This is a genomic window from Klebsiella sp. YJ (assembly GCF_002108615.1).
Classification (GTDB): domain Bacteria; phylum Pseudomonadota; class Gammaproteobacteria; order Enterobacterales; family Enterobacteriaceae; genus Klebsiella; species Klebsiella planticola.
In genome coordinates, this window is the sequence record NZ_MTEG01000020.1 from 69527 (window position 1) to 88696 (window position 19170).

Annotated in this window: 16 protein-coding genes, 1 pseudogene and 1 riboswitch; of the genes and pseudogenes, 6 read left to right on the plus strand and 11 right to left on the minus strand. The window is 56.9% G+C overall.

The genetic code is table 11. The annotated features are described in order from the left end of the window. Nucleotides 1–200: 200 nt before the first annotated feature. Nucleotides 201–2243 (plus strand): oligopeptidase A, encoded by a 2043-nt coding sequence (gene prlC / locus BV390_RS20205; protein ID WP_032690366.1) that lies wholly within the window; start codon nt 201–203, stop codon nt 2241–2243. A 133-nt stretch (nt 2244–2376) separates the two neighbouring features. Next, nucleotides 2377–3129, plus strand: a complete 753-nt coding sequence (gene rsmJ / locus BV390_RS20210) for a 16S rRNA (guanine(1516)-N(2))-methyltransferase RsmJ (protein WP_049267933.1) — start codon at nt 2377–2379, stop codon at nt 3127–3129. Between the two features lie 165 nt (nt 3130–3294). On the opposite strand, the gene dtpB is transcribed toward rsmJ, so the two are convergent. Then, complete coding sequence (gene dtpB / locus BV390_RS20215) at nt 3295–4767, minus strand: dipeptide/tripeptide permease DtpB (protein WP_085397266.1); 1473 nt, start codon at nt 4765–4767, stop codon at nt 3295–3297. Nucleotides 4768–5087: 320 nt separating this feature from the next. Next, nucleotides 5088–5525, minus strand: coding sequence for a universal stress protein UspA (uspA, locus tag BV390_RS20220; protein ID WP_004126268.1), 438 nt, complete (start codon nt 5523–5525; stop codon nt 5088–5090). A 379-nt stretch (nt 5526–5904) separates the two neighbouring features. Here uspA and uspB point away from each other — a divergent pair, with 379 nt between their 5' ends. Continuing rightward, nucleotides 5905–6240, plus strand: coding sequence for a universal stress protein UspB (gene uspB, locus BV390_RS20225; RefSeq protein WP_032696946.1), 336 nt, complete (start codon nt 5905–5907; stop codon nt 6238–6240). Between the two features lie 75 nt (nt 6241–6315). Here the strand turns inward: uspB and pitA are convergent, their stop codons facing one another. Beyond that, the gene (pitA, locus tag BV390_RS20230) at nt 6316–7815 is read right to left on the minus strand and encodes an inorganic phosphate transporter PitA (RefSeq protein WP_032696945.1); all 1500 of its coding nucleotides are present in this window, start codon (nt 7813–7815) and stop codon (nt 6316–6318) included. Nucleotides 7816–8045: 230 nt separating this feature from the next. On the opposite strand from pitA, the pseudogene BV390_RS20235 reads away from it, so the two are divergent. Next, nucleotides 8046–9240, plus strand: a pseudogene (locus tag BV390_RS20235) (BaiN/RdsA family NAD(P)/FAD-dependent oxidoreductase). Between the two features lie 42 nt (nt 9241–9282). Here BV390_RS20235 and BV390_RS20240 read toward each other — a convergent pair. The 8 genes from BV390_RS20240 to BV390_RS20275 all read right to left on the minus strand — a co-directional run bounded on the left by BV390_RS20240 (nt 9283) and on the right by BV390_RS20275 (nt 17030). Beyond that, nucleotides 9283–10296 carry a magnesium transporter gene (locus tag BV390_RS20240; protein WP_032690372.1) on the minus strand — a complete coding sequence of 338 codons (1014 nt, stop codon included), beginning with the start codon at nt 10294–10296 and terminating at the stop codon, nt 9283–9285. A gap of 56 nt (nt 10297–10352) precedes the next feature. Further along, nucleotides 10353–10536, minus strand: a riboswitch (M-box (ykoK) riboswitch). Nucleotides 10537–10675: 139 nt separating this feature from the next. Continuing rightward, nucleotides 10676–11092, minus strand: coding sequence for a nickel-responsive transcriptional regulator NikR (nikR, locus tag BV390_RS20245; RefSeq protein ID WP_032690373.1), 417 nt, complete (start codon nt 11090–11092; stop codon nt 10676–10678). Further along, entirely contained in the window at nt 11080–11871 is a 792-nt protein-coding gene (gene nikE, locus BV390_RS20250) for a nickel import ATP-binding protein NikE (RefSeq protein WP_085397267.1), read from the minus strand. Before nikE ends, nikR begins: the two co-directional genes overlap by 13 nt. Beyond that, on the minus strand, nt 11868–12632 hold the full coding sequence (nikD, locus tag BV390_RS20255; RefSeq protein ID WP_085397268.1) for a nickel import ATP-binding protein NikD: 765 nt from the start codon (nt 12630–12632) through the stop codon (nt 11868–11870). The genes nikE and nikD overlap by 4 nt, the downstream gene beginning before the upstream one ends. Next, complete coding sequence (gene nikC, locus BV390_RS20260) at nt 12632–13465, minus strand: nickel ABC transporter permease subunit NikC (RefSeq protein WP_032690376.1); 834 nt, start codon at nt 13463–13465, stop codon at nt 12632–12634. The genes nikD and nikC overlap by 1 nt, the downstream gene beginning before the upstream one ends. Further along, entirely contained in the window at nt 13462–14406 is a 945-nt protein-coding gene (nikB, locus tag BV390_RS20265) for a nickel ABC transporter permease subunit NikB (protein WP_032690377.1), read from the minus strand. The genes nikC and nikB overlap by 4 nt, the downstream gene beginning before the upstream one ends. Beyond that, nucleotides 14406–15974, minus strand: coding sequence for a nickel ABC transporter substrate-binding protein (gene nikA, locus BV390_RS20270; RefSeq protein ID WP_032696943.1), 1569 nt, complete (start codon nt 15972–15974; stop codon nt 14406–14408). The genes nikB and nikA overlap by 1 nt, the downstream gene beginning before the upstream one ends. A gap of 195 nt (nt 15975–16169) precedes the next feature. Then, nucleotides 16170–17030, minus strand: coding sequence for a LysR family transcriptional regulator (locus tag BV390_RS20275; RefSeq protein ID WP_032690379.1), 861 nt, complete (start codon nt 17028–17030; stop codon nt 16170–16172). 97 nt (nt 17031–17127) lie between these two features. Between BV390_RS20275 and BV390_RS20280 the strand changes: the two genes are divergently transcribed. Both BV390_RS20280 and arnB read left to right on the plus strand, forming a co-directional pair. Beyond that, on the plus strand, nt 17128–17661 hold the full coding sequence (locus BV390_RS20280; RefSeq protein WP_168185425.1) for a phenolic acid decarboxylase: 534 nt from the start codon (nt 17128–17130) through the stop codon (nt 17659–17661). Nucleotides 17662–18029: 368 nt separating this feature from the next. Further along, the gene (gene arnB / locus BV390_RS20285; RefSeq protein ID WP_046853371.1) at nt 18030–19169 is read left to right on the plus strand and encodes a UDP-4-amino-4-deoxy-L-arabinose aminotransferase; all 1140 of its coding nucleotides are present in this window, start codon (nt 18030–18032) and stop codon (nt 19167–19169) included. The last annotated feature ends 1 nt before the right edge of the window (nt 19170 follow it).

Consider the following 19170-nt stretch of genomic DNA (forward strand, 5'->3'; position numbering starts at 1 on the left):
CACCTGCTACGTGTCCGCTCCGGTTGCTCCGCGCTGGCCGGGTGCAAACTGCCTGCGCCAATAATGCCGACTTATTGCAGCAATACCCGGCGCCTGGCACGGTGTGACATTGAAATTCCCGTCACGATCCCCCATTCTAGATCTCATGCTAAAGCGCCGGAACGCGCGCTTCATTCACCCTTTTCAACAGGACTGCGCATATGACCAATCCATTATTGACGCCTTTTTCATTGCCGCCTTTTTCTGCGATCAAGCCGGAACACGTCGTCCCTGCGGTGACCAAAGCGCTGGCCGACTGTCGGGCCGCGGTAGAAAGCGTGGTCGCGCAAGGCGCGCCATACAGCTGGGAAACGCTCTGCCAGCCGCTGGCTGAAGTGGATGATGTGCTGGGACGCATCTTCTCGCCGGTCAGCCATCTGAACTCGGTCAAGAACAGCCCTGAGCTGCGTGAAGCCTATGAACAAACGCTGCCGCTGTTGTCGGAATACAGCACCTGGGTAGGTCAACATGAAGGGTTGTATCAAGCGTATCGCGATCTGCGTGACGGCGACCATTACGCCACGCTGAATACCGCGCAGAAAAAAGCGGTGGATAACGCGCTGCGCGATTTTGAACTGTCGGGGATCGGCCTGGCGAAAGAGCAGCAGAAACGCTACGGCGAAATTGCCGCACGCCTGTCTGAGCTCGGCAACCAGTACAGCAACAACGTGCTCGACGCCACCATGGGCTGGAGCAAGCTGGTGACCGACGTCGCTGAGCTGTCCGGGATGCCGGAAAGCGCGCTGGCGGCAGCCCAGGCTCAGGCTCAGGCGAAAGAGCAGGAAGGTTATCTGCTGACGTTGGACATTCCGAGCTATCTGCCGGTGATGACCTACTGCGACAACCAGGCGCTGCGTGAAGAGCTGTATCGCGCCTACTCCACCCGCGCGTCAGACCAGGGGCCGAATGCCGGCAAATGGGACAACAGCCCGGTGATGGCGGAAATTCTCGCGCTGCGCCACGAGCTGGCCCAGCTGCTGGGCTTTGACAGCTATGCCGCCAAATCGCTGTCGACCAAAATGGCGGAGAACCCGCAGCAGGTGCTCGACTTCCTGACCGACCTGGCGAAACGCGCTCGTCCGCAGGGTGAGAAAGAGCTGGCTCAGCTGCGCGCCTTCGCAAAAGCGGAGTTCGGCGTCGACGAGCTGCAGCCGTGGGATATCGCTTACTACAGTGAAAAACAGAAGCAGCATCTCTACAGCATCAGCGATGAGCAGCTGCGCCCTTACTTCCCGGAAAACAAAGCCGTTAACGGCCTGTTTGAAGTGGTGAACCGCATTTACGGGATTACCGCCAAAGAGCGCACCGATGTGGACGTCTGGCACCCGGAAGTGCGTTTCTTTGAACTGTATGATGAGAACCACGAACTGCGCGGCAGCTTCTATCTCGATCTGTATGCTCGCGAGCACAAACGCGGCGGAGCCTGGATGGACGACTGCGTCGGGCAGATGCGCAAGCTTGACGGTTCGCTGCAAAAGCCGGTTGCCTACCTGACCTGCAACTTTAACCGCCCGGTGAACGGCAAACCGGCGCTGTTTACCCATGATGAAGTGATCACGCTGTTCCACGAATTTGGTCACGGTCTGCACCATATGTTGACCCGTATCGATACCGCCGGCGTCTCCGGCATCAGCGGGGTGCCGTGGGATGCGGTCGAGCTGCCGAGCCAGTTTATGGAAAACTGGTGCTGGGAGCCGGAAGCGCTGGCGTTTATCTCCGGCCACTATGAAACCGGTGAACCGCTGCCGCAGGAGCTGCTGGAAAAAATGCTGGCGGCGAAAAACTATCAGGCCGCGTTATTCATTCTGCGTCAGCTGGAGTTCGGCCTGTTCGACTTCCGTCTGCATGCGGAGTACAAACCGGAGCAAGGGGCGAAAATCCTCGAAACGCTGGCGGAAATCAAAAAGCAGGTCGCCGTGGTGCCTGGGCCGTCCTGGGGGCGCTTCCCACATGCCTTCAGCCATATTTTTGCCGGGGGCTATGCGGCAGGCTACTACAGCTATCTGTGGGCCGATGTCCTGGCGGCGGATGCCTTCTCGCGCTTTGAAGAAGAGGGGATTTTCAATCGTGAAACCGGCCAGTCGTTCCTCGATAACATTCTGAGCCGCGGCGGTTCCGAAGAGCCGATGGTGCTGTTCAAACGCTTCCGCGGGCGCGAACCGCAGCTCGACGCGATGCTGGAGCATTACGGGATTAAGGGCTAATTTCCCGTCATTCTTCAGGCTGCCTCTTTGGCAACTGCACTCACTCACCCTGGCCGCATACTCTCTGTACGTGGCCAGGGATTGGTTCTTTTGTTGTCTTGAGGCAACGCGAATTCTTTAGGGTAAAGTGGACGTGAAAATCTGCTTAATTGATGAAACGGGCGCCGGAGACGGCGCCTTATCTGTTCTTGTCGCTCGCTGGGGCCTGACGCAGGACGATGACAATCCGATGGCGCTGGTGATGACCCGCGAACATCTGGAGCTGCGTAAGCGCGACGAGCCGAAGCTCGGCGGGATCTTCGTTGATTTCGTCGGCGGGGCGATGGCCCACCGACGTAAATTTGGCGGCGGTCGCGGCGAGGCGGTGGCGAAAGCGGTTGGCGTCAAAGGCGACTACGTGCCGGATGTGGTGGATGCGACGGCAGGGCTGGGGCGCGATGCCTTCGTGCTGGCCTCGGTGGGCTGCCGTGTGCGCATGCTGGAACGTAACCCGGTAGTGGCGGCCCTGCTTGATGATGGGCTGGCTCGCGGCTACGCCGACCCGGAAATCGGCCCGTGGCTTCGGGAGCGTTTGCAGCTGATTCATGCCTCCAGCCTGACGGCGCTGACGGACATTACGCCGCGCCCGCAGGTGGTCTATCTTGACCCGATGTTCCCGCATAAGCAGAAAAGTGCGCTGGTAAAGAAAGAGATGCGCGTGTTTCAGTCGCTGGTGGGGCCGGATCTGGATGCCGACGGTCTGCTGGAACCCGCGCGTCATCTGGCGACCAAACGGGTGGTGGTGAAACGTCCGGATTACGCCCCGCCGCTGGCGGATGTCACCACGCCGAACGCTGTGGTCACCAAAGGACACCGCTTCGATATTTACGCCGGCACGCCCGAGTAGCGTTTCACTGCTGCGGACTATCCCGGATAGCAGCCGCAAGCCTTATCCGGGATGTATGTCCAACGACCTGAAGCGCCGGACGAGTTTGTCATTGAAGTGCGAGACTGGATTGCCGCGCGGAAAGGAACACCCCAGCGGCGCCAGCCGCTGAGGTGAAACAGGTTGTTATTTGTCGCTCGACGGCGTGTTAATCATCCTGTTGAGCCACGGTACCAGCAGCGCCATCACCATGGTTACACCCAGCGTCACCAGGCCAATTTTGCTAAACACGCCGGTATAAACCGGCAGAGTTTGCAGCGGGTCGGTGATATTTTCCGGCACGGCGGTGAAAGTGGCGACGTATCCGCCCATCAGGAAGGCCGCCGCCTGAGTCAGAAACCACATTCCCAGAATAAAGCCCATCAGATGCTGTGGCACCAGCGCGGCGACCATCGCCAGCCCCAATGCGCTGATCAGCAGCTCCCCCAGACTCTGGAACAGATAAACCAGCACGATAAACCACGGCGACGTCAGCCCCTGTGCATCGGCAAACCAGATTCCCGCGGCGGCGGCGGTCAGGAAGCCCAGCGAACATAAAAACATGCCGAGGGTAAATTTCATCGGCATGGTGAGATCTTTGCCTTTGTTGCCAAGGCGGGTATAAATCGCCGCCAGCACCGGACTGGCCACCACCACCCAGAACGGGTTCAGTGCCTGGAAGCTGACCGGGTTAATGGTCATGCCGAGGATATCGTGGTGAACGTTATTGATGGCGAAGAAGTTCAGCGAGGTCGGCATCTGCGCGTACAGAATGTAGAACAGCACCGCTTCCAGCATCAGGATAAAGGCGACAAACATTTTGTTGCGCCCGGTTTTATCCAGCCTGAAGGCCTCGCGAAAGAAGAAAATAATGACGATGATAGAGAGGACAATCAGCACCAGGTTAGCGATTTTGACGTTATGCATCAGCCAGGCGCAAAGGAACACCATCGCCACCGTACCGACCAGCACGTACAGCAGGTTGCGCACAATAAGCGGCCGATGGTCCGGCTCCGACCCGATATCTTTCACCATCCCGCGGCAGGCGAAATAGACCAGCAGGGCGATAATCAGCCCCGCGCCGCACAGGTTATAGGTCACGGCATAGCCAAATTTTTCCGCGATCACCGGTGCCAGAGAGAGCGACAGCAGCGAGCCGATATTAATCGACATATAAAACAGGGTGAATGCGCCATCGAGACGAGCATCTTTGGGGGGATAGCACTTTGACAGCAGGCTGGCGGGATTGGCTTTAAATAGCCCGTTCCCGACGGCAATCGTCCCGAGGGCGATAAAAATCAGGTCCGGTTTAAGCAGCGACAGCCCGGTCATGAAGTAGCCCAGCGCCAGCACCACGGCTCCAAGAACCAGCGTGCGTTTGGTGCCGAGCAGGTGGTCGCCAACATAGCCGCCGATGGAGATCAGCCCGTAAACCAGCGCGGCAAAGGCGCCAAAGGTAATAAACGCTTGTTCCTGAGAAAATCCAAGTTGTTTAACAAAAAAGACCGCCAGGATCCCCTGAACGCCGTAATAACCAAATCGCTCCCATAATTCCACAAAAAAAATCATGAAGAACGGACGAGGTTGCTGCAACAGCCCCGTAGGTGCAGTAGTTTTCATATTCCTTCGCCTTGTAGTGCAATCCCAAAAAAGTATGAACGCGTATGCCAGAACGCGCTGAAAAAGTATGGTGAAGCGCAATGATGCGGCTATTGGCTTTTACGGTAGATTATTATATAGATTATTTTTCTAATAACTGGTTGATCACACTAATCAATAATAAATACTCGGTTTGATATCCCGGTAGTAAAGGTGGGTAAGTAATATTTGAATCGGCCAATGGAGGCAGGCAAGGGGCGCGGGCAAATATGCCCTTCGTGAAAAACAACAACGCCCGCAAAGGCGGGCGCTGGCATTCTGATGGTTAACCGCGCGAACGGTTATTCGTCTTCTTCATCGCGCAGCGGCACAATCAGCATATCGACGTGAACGGTGTTGATGAGCTGACGTGCGGAAGACATCAGCTTGCTCCAGAAATCCTGATGGTGACCGCAGACCACCAGGTCCATATCGTATTTTTTAATCGCATCAACCAGCACCTGGCCGAGATCGCCGCTGCCGCTCAGGGTTTCGGTAATGGGGTAGCCCGCATTGGTGGACAGCTCGCTCAGCGCGTGGTGCGTCTCTTCGGAAATACGTTTCTGCATATCGCCCAGATTGACATCGATCAGACCGGTGTACAGGTCGGAGTAATTAACATCCACGTGAATCAGAGAGACTTTGGCATTATAAGGACGCGCCATAGAAACGGCTTTCTCCACCAGAACTTTGCTTTCCGGGGAGAGGTCTACTGCAATAAGAATATGTTTGTAAGCCATAGTGTTACTCCTTCCATAAGTTGTCGATGACCATTGGACCAGACAGCTGGTGCTGCCGCTTCGCCCGCGTCCTGCGTGCTAATCCGCGGGGGTTCAGCCCTTTAAGGACTTAATTGTAGAAGATATTTCTACCTTATAGCGCCCCTCGCGCTCCGTCAATGCACCTGGTTCACCAAAAGTTAAACAAATATATTCATCTTACGTATTGATAACGATTAACCTTGTGGTAAAAAAATTGACTGATCTCCTACACTATTTAATGAGCCGATCGGATAAATAAACGTGATCGGAATCGCACTCTCGTATTGTATGTTGGGTTGGGTATTGGGAAGCGCTAGCTCCGGAGATGTCTCCGAGGGCGGGTCGCCGGGGAGGACGTATGATCAGCACTATTGCGCTGTTTTGGGCCCTGTGTATCGTTTGTGTGGTGAATATGGCACGCTACTTCTCATCATTGCGTGCATTATTGGTTGTGCTACGTGGTTGCGATCCCTTGCTTTATCAATATGTTGATGGCGGAGGCTTTTTTACTTCGCATGGGCAGCCGGGCAAACAGGTGCGCCTGGTGTGGTATATCTATGCCCAACGTTATCGCGATCATCACGATGAGGAGTTTATTCGTCGCTGCGAGCGGGTACGGCGGCAGTTTATTCTGACCAGCGCCCTGTGCGGTCTGGTGGTGGTGAGTCTGATCGCGTTACTGATCTGGCACTAGCCGGATGTCAGGTAAAAAAAACGGGCCAGTTTCCTGACCCGTTTATGTTTGCTCGCTCAGCGCTAATAACCGGACTTAGATAAGCTTGAGGGCTATCCAGTACAGTCCGCCTGACAACAGAATCGCTGCCGGCAAGGTCAGCACCCACGCCATCAGAATACTGGTGACGGTCTTTCTCTGCAGGCCGCCGCCATCGACGAGCATCGTCCCCGCTACGGAGGAGGAGAGCACGTGGGTGGTGGAAACCGGCATACCGGTGTAACTCGCCAGACCAATCGAAACCGCAGCGGTCATCTGGGCTGACATACCTTGCGCGTAGGTCATACCTTTCTTACCGATCTTCTCGCCGATAGTGGTCGCCACGCGACGCCAGCCGATCATGGTGCCGATACCCAGCGCCAGCGCCACGGCCATAATGATCCAGATTGGCGCGTACTCGATGGTGCTCAGCATATCGGTTTTCAGTTTCTTCAGCAGGCGCTGATCGTCAGCATTCACTTCCGGCAACTTCGCGACTTTATCGGTCGTGTCGGAAATGCACAGCATGATGCGACGCAGCTGACTACGCTGATCAATGGAGAGCGAGTCATAGCTTTCAATACCGGTCAGCGCCGTCTTCACGCGATTCAGTGCGTTGATGGTATTCGCCGGATGGCAATGGAACTCGCCGCCGCTGGCGGCCGTCCCGGCCTCCGGAGACGGAATCAGCTGATCAACGCCGGTGGCCTTTTTCAACAGCTCAGGGCGCTGTTCGAAGAAGGTTTCCACGTTGTTCACCGCATCGCGGGTCCGGGTTATCTCATAGCCGGAGGCATTCATGTTAACCACGAAACCTGCCGGCGCCACGCCGATCAGCACCAGCATGACCAGACCAATGCCTTTCTGGCCGTCGTTCGCACCGTGTGAGAACGATACGCCAATGGCGGACAGAATCAGAGCAATACGGGTCCAGAATGGCGGCTTTTTCTTACCGTCTTTCTTTTCACGTTCTGCAGGCGTCAGGTGAATACGGGCACGTTTTTTGGTACCGCTCCAGTAACGACGCAAAATGAAAATCAGGCCGCCAGCAACCACCAGACCGACAATCGGTGAGATGATAAGTGAGCCAAAAATACCGATGACTTTCGGGATATTCAACGCATCGACCACGGACGTGCCGGTCATCAGCGCATTGGTTAAACCAATACCGATGATAGCGCCGATCAACGTGTGCGAACTGGAGGCCGGGAGGCCAAAATACCAGGTACCGAGGTTCCAGATAATCGCTGCCAGCAGCATAGAAAACACCATGGCGAGGCCATGTGCGGAACCCATGTTAAGCAGCAGGTCGGTCGGCAGCATATGCACGATGGCATAAGCGACGCTGAGACCACCCAACAGAACGCCGAAGAAGTTGAAGAGGGCCGCCATCGCAACAGCAAGTTGTGACCGCATTGCGCGTGTGTAAATCACAGTAGCAACAGCGTTTGCGGTATCATGAAAACCGTTAATCGCTTCGTAAAACAGCACGAAAGCTAAAGCAAGCAATAGTAATAGCCCGGTATGTAAATCCAGACCGGCAAATAAATGTAGCATAGGACGTTACGCCATTTTGAGGACATGAACGCGGCGCATTATCAGTGACTTTAGCGGCGCGGGCAAAGTGAAATATAGACTTTTTTTGATTTTCTTCCTGTCTGGATTTTACCTGCTTGAGAGTAATCCTATATCTTTCAATGATGTACATGAATACATCGATTTTCGTGCTGGTGCGACCAGCGTGAAAAATTTACAATTCCCGACAATCGGGATATGAGGAAAGTTGCGTGGAAAGGTTTGATGCCATTGTAATTGGCGCCGGAGCGGCGGGAATGTTTTGTGCAGCGCAGGCGGGCCAGGCGGGGCTGCGCGTGCTGTTGCTGGATAATGGCAAAAAGCCAGGCCGTAAAATCCTGATGTCCGGCGGCGGCCGCTGCAACTTTACCAATATGTATATTGAGCCGGCAGCGTATCTCAGCCTGAACCCGCATTTTTGCAAATCTGCGCTGGCGCGTTATAGCCAATGGGATTTTATCGAACTGGTGGGCAAATACGGTATTGCCTGGCATGAGAAGACCCTCGGCCAGCTGTTTTGTGATGATTCCGCTGAGCAAATCGTCAACCTGCTGCTGGCGGAATGTGAAAAGGGCGGCGTGCAAATTCGCCTGCGTAGCGAAATTATCAGCGTCGAACGCGATGATGAAGGCTACAGACTGCAACTTAATGGCGACGAGGTGGCGGCGAAAAAACTGGTGGTCGCCTCCGGCGGCCTGTCGATGCCCGGGCTGGGGGCGTCGCCGTTTGGCTATAAACTTGCCGAGCAGTTTGGTCTCAAGGTGCTGCCGACCCGTGCGGGCCTGGTGCCCTTTACGCTGCATAAACCGCTGCTTGAGCAGTTGCAGGTGCTCTCGGGCGTTTCGGTGCCATCAACCATTACCGCACAGGACGGCACGCTGTTCCGCGAGAATCTGCTGTTTACCCACCGCGGGCTCTCCGGGCCGGCGGTGCTGCAGATTTCCAGCTACTGGCAGCCGGGCGAGTTTGTCACCATCAACCTGCTGCCTGATTGCCATCTTGATGAGTTCCTTAACGAGCAGCGTAGCGAACATCCGAATCAAAGCCTGAAAAACACCCTCGCCATGCAGCTGCCGAAGCGGCTGGTGGAGTGCCTGCAGCAGCTGGGACAAATTCCGGACGTCACGCTAAAACAGCTCAATGTGCGCGAGCAGGAAATGCTGGTGGAGACGCTGACCGCCTGGCGCGTGCAGCCCAACGGCACCGAGGGTTATCGCACGGCGGAAGTGACCCTCGGCGGCGTCGATACGCACGAACTGTCGTCGCGGACCATGGAAGCTCGCAAGGTGCCGGGGCTCTATTTTATCGGTGAAGTGATGGATGTGACCGGCTGGCTGGGGGGGGTACAACTTCCAGTGGGCATGGTCTTCCGCCTGGGCCTGCGCCCAGGCGCTGGTCGAAGCGTAAGACAGGGGCAGCCTCCTGTTACGGGAAGCTGCCCCCGATTTATCAGCTCAGACCAAGAAAGTGCTGGGCGATTTTGAAGTAGATAATCAGCCCGGTGCCATCAATCAGCGTGGCGATAAACGGCGCGGAGACGACCGCCGGGTCGATGCCCACGCGCTTAAGCGTCAGAGGGATCACTGACGATACCACCGCGCTCCACAGCGTAATACATACCAGCGTCAGGCTGACAATCAGGGTGATCTCCATGCCAATGCCCATCATCCAGGCGCGCAGGCAGCCCGCCAGACCGAGAGTGATGGCAATCAGCAGCGACGTCGTCATCTCTTTACGAATCACCCGGCCCATATCGCGCAGGCGGACTTCCCCGAGCGCCATGGAACGGACCAGCGTGGAGGTGATCTGCGTACCGCTGTTACCGCCGGTACCGATCAGCAGCGGAATAAAGAAGGCCAGCGCAATGGCCGATTCCAGCGCCTCTTCAAAATGTTGAATGACGCTGCTGGTGTAGGCTTCCGCGACGAACAGCAGCAATAACCACACCGAACGTTTTTTCCACAGCGTCCACGGGCTGATCTCCAGATAGGGCTTATCCAGCGGGAGCGTTGCGCCCTGGCGATGCACATCTTCGGTGACGTCGTCTTCCAGCAGATGGGCAATCTCTTTCTCCATCAGGCAGCCGACCAGTTCGCCTTTTTCAACCACCGGCACCAGGTCGAGTCCGCGTTCGCTCAGTTCGGCGACCACCTCCTGACGCTCATCATCGGGCTTCACGCGAAACAGGCAGCTGTCCATCAGATAGCGAATGGATTGCGCCGTATCGCTCTCCTGAAGCAGCTTTTTAATCGATAAACTGCCGCGCAGCTTCTTTCCGGCCACCACAAAGACCTGGCCTGGAATATCATCGCTGGTGAGCTGCGAGACAAAGAGCTCCCGCGCTTCATAGACGCTGAGGTGCTCGGGCAGAGTGATAAAATCGGTACGCATGTACTGGGCGATCGCATCGCCGTCGAAGGCGGAAGTGGCCAGATGCGCGGCGCAGTGTTGCATTGAAGACATGGTGTAATTCCCTATAAAAAATCACTCATAGGGGCGAACAAGACAGGATGAGCACAGGCAGATCCCTACGTCCTGGTTTTAGCACTGCACAACGTATCTGTCCGGCATGAATGCCGTCAGAAGTTACCTTGGCAACACCTTGATTCGATGGATGCCTGTATTTCCCTGAGTGGTCTCTCTCGATACCAGCAGGGCGGTAACTTGTATTTGTGCAGGAGCCTCGCCATAACGAGATCGTTAAATGAGCGGCCATTATAGGCAGGTAGAAAAGTGGTGAAAGCATATAATTTACGTGGTTTATCAACTGTTGATAAACCACGTTAAATTGGTCGGTTTTCAGGGCGATACGTCGAATTGCGTTTCCGCCATCATCGGCGGGTCAGTCGTGCGGACCCTCGTCTTGCGCGGTTAAGCAGTGCAGATGCCCGTGACGTACGCCGCGCTGGGCAATCACCTCATCGGCAAAATGCCGCACCTCGCCCATTTCACCTTTAAGGACGGCAATCTCCAGACAGTCGTCATGGCTGATATGTACATGCAGCGTCGCAACGGACAGGTCATGATGGTGATGCTGCGTGGCGATCAGTCGGCTTGCCAGCTCGCGCTTTTCATGTTCATAGACATAGGAAAGCACCGCGTAACCGCGCTGTTCGGGCCGCTGCGCATGCTCATGCATCAACGAATTGCGCAAGATATCGCGCACCGCCTCCGAACGGTTGTGATAGCCGCGCTGGGCGCTCAGCGCGTCCAGGGTCGCCAGAAGATCGTCATCAAGAGTCAGGGTTACGCGCTGCATGGTCGTTTCTCTATGGCAAGGGAAGGTGGAAAAGCAGGGAGGACCGCCCGTTGAAGTGTCCGTCCTGCCATTGACTGAAGGCGCAGCGGCGTGTTGACCGCCGTGGTCTCAAGAATCTGCCCGCTTTCCATCACCATCACCCGCTGGCAAAAGCGCTCTACCAGCCGCAGATCGTGGGTGATAAACAGGCAGGCGGTAGAAAACTGTACCTGCAGACGCTTCAGCAGCGCAACGATCTCCGCCTGTAAAACGAGGTCAAGATTCGAGACGGCCTCATCGAGGATCAGTAAGGGGGGACGCACAACCAGCGCCCGCGCCAGGCAGATCCGCTGCAGCTGCCCGCCGCTGAGCTGGTGCGGGCGTTTGTCGAGCAGGTGTGGAGAAAGGTCCACCGCCTGCATCATCGCGTCGACCCGCGCCTGGCGCTCATCGCGCGCGAAGCGAAACAGATGGCGCAGCGGCTCGCTGATGATCTCATTCACCGTTTTTCGCGGGTTCACCGCGCTTTGAGCATCCTGGAAAACCAGCTGGATATCACGACGAAACGCCCGTTGCGCGTCGCCTTTTAGCGTATGAATCGGCGTCCCGCGCCAGGTTATCTCGCCGTGATCCGGTGTCTCAAGGCCGACCAGCATCCGCGCCAGGGTGCTTTTACCGCAGCCGCTGCGTCCAAGCAGCGCCACCGTTTCACCCGCCTGGACGTTCAGGCTGACGTCGCGCAGCACGCCCGGATGGTGCGGGTAATCGTGGCTGACGTCGGTAACATTCAGTAGGTTCATCCTGCAAACTCCATTCCGTACAGCGCCAGGTGCGCCGCCAGCAGCCGTTGACTCACCGGATGCCGGGGAGCGCTGAACAGGGTATTGACGTCGCAATGCTCGACGATGCGCCCGCGGTCCATCACCACGACCTCGTGCGCCAGTCGCGCCACCACGCCCATGTCGTGAGTCACCAGCAGCAGGCCCTGGCCGCGGCTGGTGACAATCTCTTCCAGCAGATCCAGAATGCGCCCCTGCGCCACGGCATCGAGGTCGGTGGTGGGTTCATCGGCGAAGATAAAGGGGGCTTTACTCAGCAGGGCGAGGGCGATCATCATTCGCTGCAACATCCCGCCGCTCATCTCGAAGGGATAGCGTTTCAGCAGCTGAGACGGGTTTTCCAGACCGACGGCGGTCATGGCGGCAATAAGCGCCGCATCATCCGCAGGCTGGCCGGTGGCGCGGCAGGTTTCCCGCGCGTGAGTCGCCATCGTATACAGCGGATTAAAGGCGCTGCGCGGATTCTGCATAATGGTGGCAATGGTACCGCCCCGTAGCTGTTCGCCGTGCACCGGAATGCCGTCCAGCAGCAGACGCCCGGCGGTTTGCCGGACGCCGGGGGGCAGAACGCCAAGCGCGGCGGCACAGGTCAGCGATTTTCCGCAACCGCTGCTGCCCAGCAGGGCCAGCACCTGCCCGCGACGCAGGGTCAGCGACAGCTCCGTCACCAGCGGGCGGCCGGCGCACAGGGTAAAGTGTTCTAACTGGATCTTTTGCGGCATCAGTGGCTGTGCTCCGCGATCAGGTGAGGATCGAGACGATCGCGCAGCGCGTCGCCCACCAGGTTAAAGGCCATCACGCTGATAAACAGCGCCAGGCCGGGCCACAGCATCTGTAGCGGCTGGGTCCAGATAAACTGCCGCGCATCGTTAATCATCACCCCCCATTCCGCCGTGGGTGCGCTGACGCCAAGGCCGAGGAACGACATCCCGGCGACGTGCAGCATCATATGACCGATATCGAGGGTAGCGAGGACCAGCAGCGACGGCACCACCGCGCCGGCCAGGTGATCGAGGAAAAGCCGCCAGCGATTTGCGCCGCTCAACCGCGCGGCGAGAATAAACTCGCGCTGGCGCAGGGACACCACCAGGCTACGAACCATGCGCGCGTACCATGCCCAGTGCGACAGGGCGATGGCGATAATCACGTTGCTCAACCCGGTCCCCAGCACGCCGACCATAAAGAACGACAGAATGGAGGTAGGAAAGGTCATAAACATATCGGCCACCCGCATGGTGAGCTGATCGACGCGCCCGCCCATCAGGCCGGCACAGCCGCCAATGAGGAGCCCCAGCGCCAGAACCAGCAGTAAACAGGCCATCACCGCCCCCAGCGACACCCGGGTCGCCGCCAGCAGACGGGAGAAAATATCGCGGCCAAGATGGTCGGTTCCCAGCCAGTGCTGGCCGTCTGGCGACAGCAGACGGGAAGGTAAATCAATGGCCTGCGGATCATACGGTAGCCACCACTGGCTGGTGAGCGCCACCAGCGTCAGCAGGACGATGATGACCAGCGCCGCGCGCACCGAACCGCGCGCTGAGAAGAAAAAGCTCATGAGCGCGCTCCTTCATGACGACGAATGCGCGGGTCCAGCGCGGCATTTACCAGATCGACCGCCAGATTACACAGGGCGAATACCACCACCATGATAAGCGTAAAACATTGAATAACCGGATAATCACGGTTAAAAATGGCCGAAACGGCATAGCGCCCGATGCCCGGCCAGGCAAAGATATTTTCGATGATCATCGTCCCGCCGATCAGTTCGCCAATGTGCATTCCCACGGCGGTAATCATCGGTAGCGAGGCGTTGCGCAGAATGTGGCGACGTTCGATTTGCCTGGCATTCAGGCCGCGCAGGCGTGCCCAGGTGACATGGCGCTGTCCGGCGACTTCCAGCATGCTGGCGCGCAGGAGGCGGGCGTTAATCGCCAGCGACATAAACGCAATCGACACGGCCGGCAGGATGATATGCTGCCAGCCGCCGTAGCCCAGAGCCGGCAGCCACTGTAAATAGACCGAGAAGAAGAGCACCAGTAAAAAGGCGAGCCAGAAGTTTGGCATCGACACGCCGAGAAAGGCGATGATCCGCACGATGAAATCCGGCAAATTCTCGCGGTGACGCGCGGCCCAGATGCCCAGCGGTACCGAGGTCAGCAGGATCAGCACCAGCGCCGCGCCCGCCAGCTGCAGCGTGGCGGGCAGGAAGCGCAGCACATCGTCAAGCACCGGACGCTGGGTGGCAAATGATACGCCAAAATCGAGATGCAGCGCCCGCCACAGCCAGCGGCCGTACTGGACGACGAGCGGTTGATCCAACCCGAGCATCGCCCGCGTAGAGGCCACCATATCCGGCGTGGGCGGCAGGTTTGAAAGCCGCAGATAGTCGAGCGCCGGGTCACCGGTGCCGAGGCGCAGCATCAGGAAGATAATCACCGAGGCGGCAAAAATCATCGGAATCAGCAGCAGAATGCGGCGCAGCAGATAACGTTGCATCAGGGATTCACCGGCTGGATCTGTTCGAACGGAATTTCAGCGGTAACCGGTGCGTAAGGAATCGCTCCCAGCTCGGGTTTCGCCACCACCATCATTGAGATATAGCTGACGGGCAGATAGACCGCGTCGTTGTGCAGACGAGTCAGAATATCGCGATACAGCGCCTGACGTTGCGCATCGTTGCTGGTGGTCAGAACCTGCCCAATCTCTTTATCAATCAGTGGCTTGTCCGCTAGCCCTTGCTGCGCCTGGTAATCAGCGTGCGAGGGGACGCGCATTGAGCTCATAAAAGCATGCGGGTCATACGGCGCGCCCCAGGTACGGTTAAAGATCATGCCAAAGCGGCCGTCGCGCTGGCGGGCGTAAATGCTGCTCTCCTCTTCACCGACCAGCGCCACATCCACCCCGACCTGGCGCATATCCGCCTGGATTATCTCCGCCATCGACTTACTCAGGGCATCGGTACCGATAAACGACAGTTCTATGTGCAGCGGCTGGCCGTTCTTCTCGCGAATCGCTTTGCCCGCGGGCCGGATCCAACCGGCGTTCTCCAGCAGGGCGTTTGCCTGCTGCGGGTCGTAGTGGCGCGGTTTCAGACCAATGTTGGCGTATGGCACGGAAGGGGCGAAAAGCGTGTCGGCCACCTGCTGCGTACCGTACAGCGCATTGTCGATCAGCGATTTTTTGTTCACCGCATAATTCAGCGCTTCACGCACCGCCAGTTCATTGGTGGGGGCTCTGGCGGAGTTAAGCGCCAGCATCACCGTTTCCACAGGTTGAGAGAGCTGGGTACGCCAGGCCGGGTTATGGCTGAAACGGGCGAAGGTATCCAGCGGCAGCAGGCCCTCGTTACCGTAAAGCAGATCGATATCGCCGGTTTCAAAGGCCACGGCGCGGGTCATCGGATCCGGAATCACTTTCACGGTCACCTGGCGGATCGCCGGTTTGTCACCCCAGTAGCGGTCGTTACGTACCAGCACATCATACTGGTTGAGTTTCGAAGTTTTCAGTACCCAGGGGCCGGTACCGATGGGCGCTTTGATACCGTGTTGCGTTCCCCCTTCCACAAACTGCGAAGGGGCGATAAAACGGAACGGGCGCGGCAGAGCCAGCTCCTGCAAGAAAGGGTAGTAGGCGCTTTTGAGCGTAATCTGCAGCTGCGTATCGCCGAGCGCCCGCACGTCGGTAATCTGATTGGTGAGCTCCAGCCAGGCATGGCGCTGCCGGTTAGCCAGCACCGCCTGGAAGTTGGCGACCGCAGCCTGCGCATTGAACGGCTCGCCGTTAGAAAACTGCACGTCGTTACGCAGGGTAAAGAGCCACACTTTCCCGTCCGCAGAGTGGCTCCAACGGGTAGCCAGCCACGGCTTCACCGCACCATCCGCCTGGTACTTGACCAGCGGCTCATACACCATGCTTTGGGCAAACATTTGGTTGGGGGTATACAGATGCGGATTCAGCGGACCCACGTTCACCGGCCAGGCGGTGGTGATGTCGTAGGAAGCGGCGGCGGTCAACAGAGGTGCGCAGGCGAGGAGCGCCAGCAGCGTGGTGCGGAAAATAGACAAGGTCTTTATCTCAACAGGAAGGAAAGTATGATGATTTTAATAATTCATCATACTTCAGGCCTAACCTGGATCAATGTCAGGACAGAAAGTATAAGAATTTCATATACACACTTCATCATTCAGATTGTCTGCAGGTTAGCCAGGTCGAGACAACGTGAAGGATGAGTGGCCCGTAGGCCCGCGCAAGCGGGCGATTCAGGGCGCTCTGAACAGCGCCAGCAGCGTGGCGAGCTGCTCATCAATGGGCGCCAGATCGCGTTTGACGATCAGGTGCAGCGGGGTGGCGCGTCGGGCGCCGTGGCTGAGCGGCAATATTTTCAACAGACCCTGATCCAACCGGGAGCGGATGCGCTCTTCCGGGAGCCAGCCGAAGCCGACCTGATAGAGCACGGCATCGATAGCGGCATCAATGGTGGAAAACGTCCACGCCTCGCGCCCCGTCTGCGGGTCGTCGCTGCGATCGGCGATACGTACCAGCGGCCAGGAGGCCAGCGCACTGTCGTCGAGGGGGCCGCTCAGTCTGGCAAGCGGATGGTCCCGGTGGGCAACGGCAACAAAATCAATGTTCATCAACCATTCGCCGCGCCCGGTAATATCCTGGCGGCGGGTGAGTACCATCACGTCGGCTTCGCTGCGGGCCTCCTGCTCATCTTTCATGTTTTCGAGGACTTCGGTCAGCCTCACCTGAGTCTGCGGATGGCGCTGCTGAAACTGGCGCAGAATGGCAAACAGCCGTTCGCGAGGGAAAATACTGTCCACAACCAGGTCCAGACGGGTTCGTGCGCCGTTGTGCAGGGTCGCCGCGCGGGTTTCAACGTATGAAAATGCCTGCAGGAGCGGTTTTACCTGGCTTAGCAGCAGCTCTCCGGCCGGAGTGAGGACCGCGCGGCGGCCTGAGGGGTGCAGCAGCGCGACGCCCAGCCTTTCCTGCAACAGGGCGAGGTTATAGCTCACCGAAGACTGGCTGCGGTGAGTCTCTTCTGCTGCTTTTGCGAAACTTCCGAGCGCGATGACTTTTTCCAGCAAGGCCCATTGTTCCAGCGTCGTTTTGTGCATGATTTATCGAAAAAGTGAATGAGTTTCATCAAAACATAGCGTTATTCATCCATTTTTTAAAGCAGTATGCTTGTTCTCAACAAATAGAGGAGAACAGATTATGAGCACATTCGACAAACATGACCTGAGCGGTTTTATCGGCAAACATCTGGTTTATACCTACGATAACGGCTGGAATTACGAAATTTACGTGAAAAACGCCAACACCCTGGATTACCGAATTCACAGCGGTATCGTCGCGAATCGTTGGGTGAAAGATCAGCAGGCTTACATCGTTCGCGTTGGTGAAAGCATCTACAAAATTTCCTGGACCGAACCGACCGGCACTGATGTGAGCCTGATCGTCAACCTCGGCGACAAACTGTTTCACGGCACCATCTTCTTCCCGCGCTGGGTGATGAATAATCCGGAAAAAACCGTCTGCTTCCAGAACGATCATATCCCGCTGATGGTTTCTTACCGTGAAGCCGGACCGGCTTACCCGACGGAAGTGATTGACGAGTTCGCCACCATTACCTTTATACGTGATTGCGGCGCGGATAATAACAGCGTCATTAATTGCCCGGCTAATCAATTACCGACTGACTTTCCTGCAAATTTGTCATCTACCGGAAATGATTTTGTGAGCTAAGATCTGTTTTTGAAATTCAGATTGCAGAATAAAATTCTATTTATTGTTTAACCGTTTAATGTCTGTTTACTTTACTACATCGTGCTCCTGTTTTGCCCATGAACGGGAGCCAGTTTCCCTCTCTTCTCCCGCCTCGTCAATTGTAAATTCCATTTAAAAACAATTGATTATTGTCTGTCTGGCAAATTATATTAATTTCTTAATATTATCCTAAGCAACCCCGTCTAAATTTAATAACGTCAAATACCCTGGAATGAAAAGTGGTGCTGAAGAGATTCCATTTTCATTTTGTTTAAGTCCGCTGGCGCAGGATATTTTTTCTATCGACCCCGTAACCCTGAAAGGGTCATATACAGAACAGGAACATGATGAGCGAATTTTTGCCGTTTTCGCGCCCGTCGATGGGCGACGCAGAGCTGGCTGCGCTGCGTGAAGTTTTGCAATCGGGCTGGATCACTACCGGACCGAAAAACCAGGCGTTGGAAGAGGCATTCTGTACGCTGACCGGCAACCGTCACGCCGTGGCGGTGAGTTCGGCGACTGGCGGCATGCACGTCACGCTGATGGCGTTGGGCATTGGCCCGGGCGATGAAGTCATCACGCCATCCCAGACCTGGGTTTCCACGCTGAACATGATTTGTCTGCTGGGTGCGACACCGGTGATGATCGATGTCGATCGCGACAATCTGATGATAACCGCCGAGTCTGTGGCAGCGGCGATTACCCCCAACACCAAGGCGATTATTCCCGTGCACTATGCGGGCGCGCCTGCGGATATCGACGCGATTCGCGCCGTGGCAGAACGTCACGGCATTCCGGTGATTGAAGATGCCGCGCACGCGGCGGGGACGTATTACAAGGGCAAACACGTGGGTGGACGCGGCTGCGCGATCTTCTCTTTCCACGCCATCAAAAATATGACCTGCGCCGAAGGTGGTCTGATCGTGACCGATGACGATGCGCTGGCATCGCGCATTCGTAGCCTGAAATTTCACGGACTTGGCGTCGATGCCTATGACCGTCAGACGCATGGCCGGGCGCCGCAGGCGGAGGTGATTTCGCCGGGCTTTAAATACAATCTGGCCGATATCAACGCCGCGCTGGCGCTGGTACAGCTGGATAAACTGGCCCATGCCAACCAGCGGCGTAGCGAGATTGCCCAACGCTATCTGCGCGAGCTGGCGGATACGCCGTTTAAGCCGCTGGCGATACCGGAATGGGAACACCAGCACGCCTGGCACCTGTTTATTATTCGCGTGGATGAAGCCACCTGCGGGATTAGCCGCGATGCGTTGATGGAAAAACTGAAAGCCATGGGCATCGGCACCGGCCTGCACTTCCGCGCGGCCCACACGCAAAAATACTACCGCGAGCGTTTCCCGACGCTTTCCTTACCGAATACGGAATGGAACAGCGCGCGTATCTGTTCACTCCCTTTGTTCCCGGATATGACCGACGATGACGTCACTCGGGTCATTTCCGCGCTGCACCAGCTGTCAGGATGTTGAT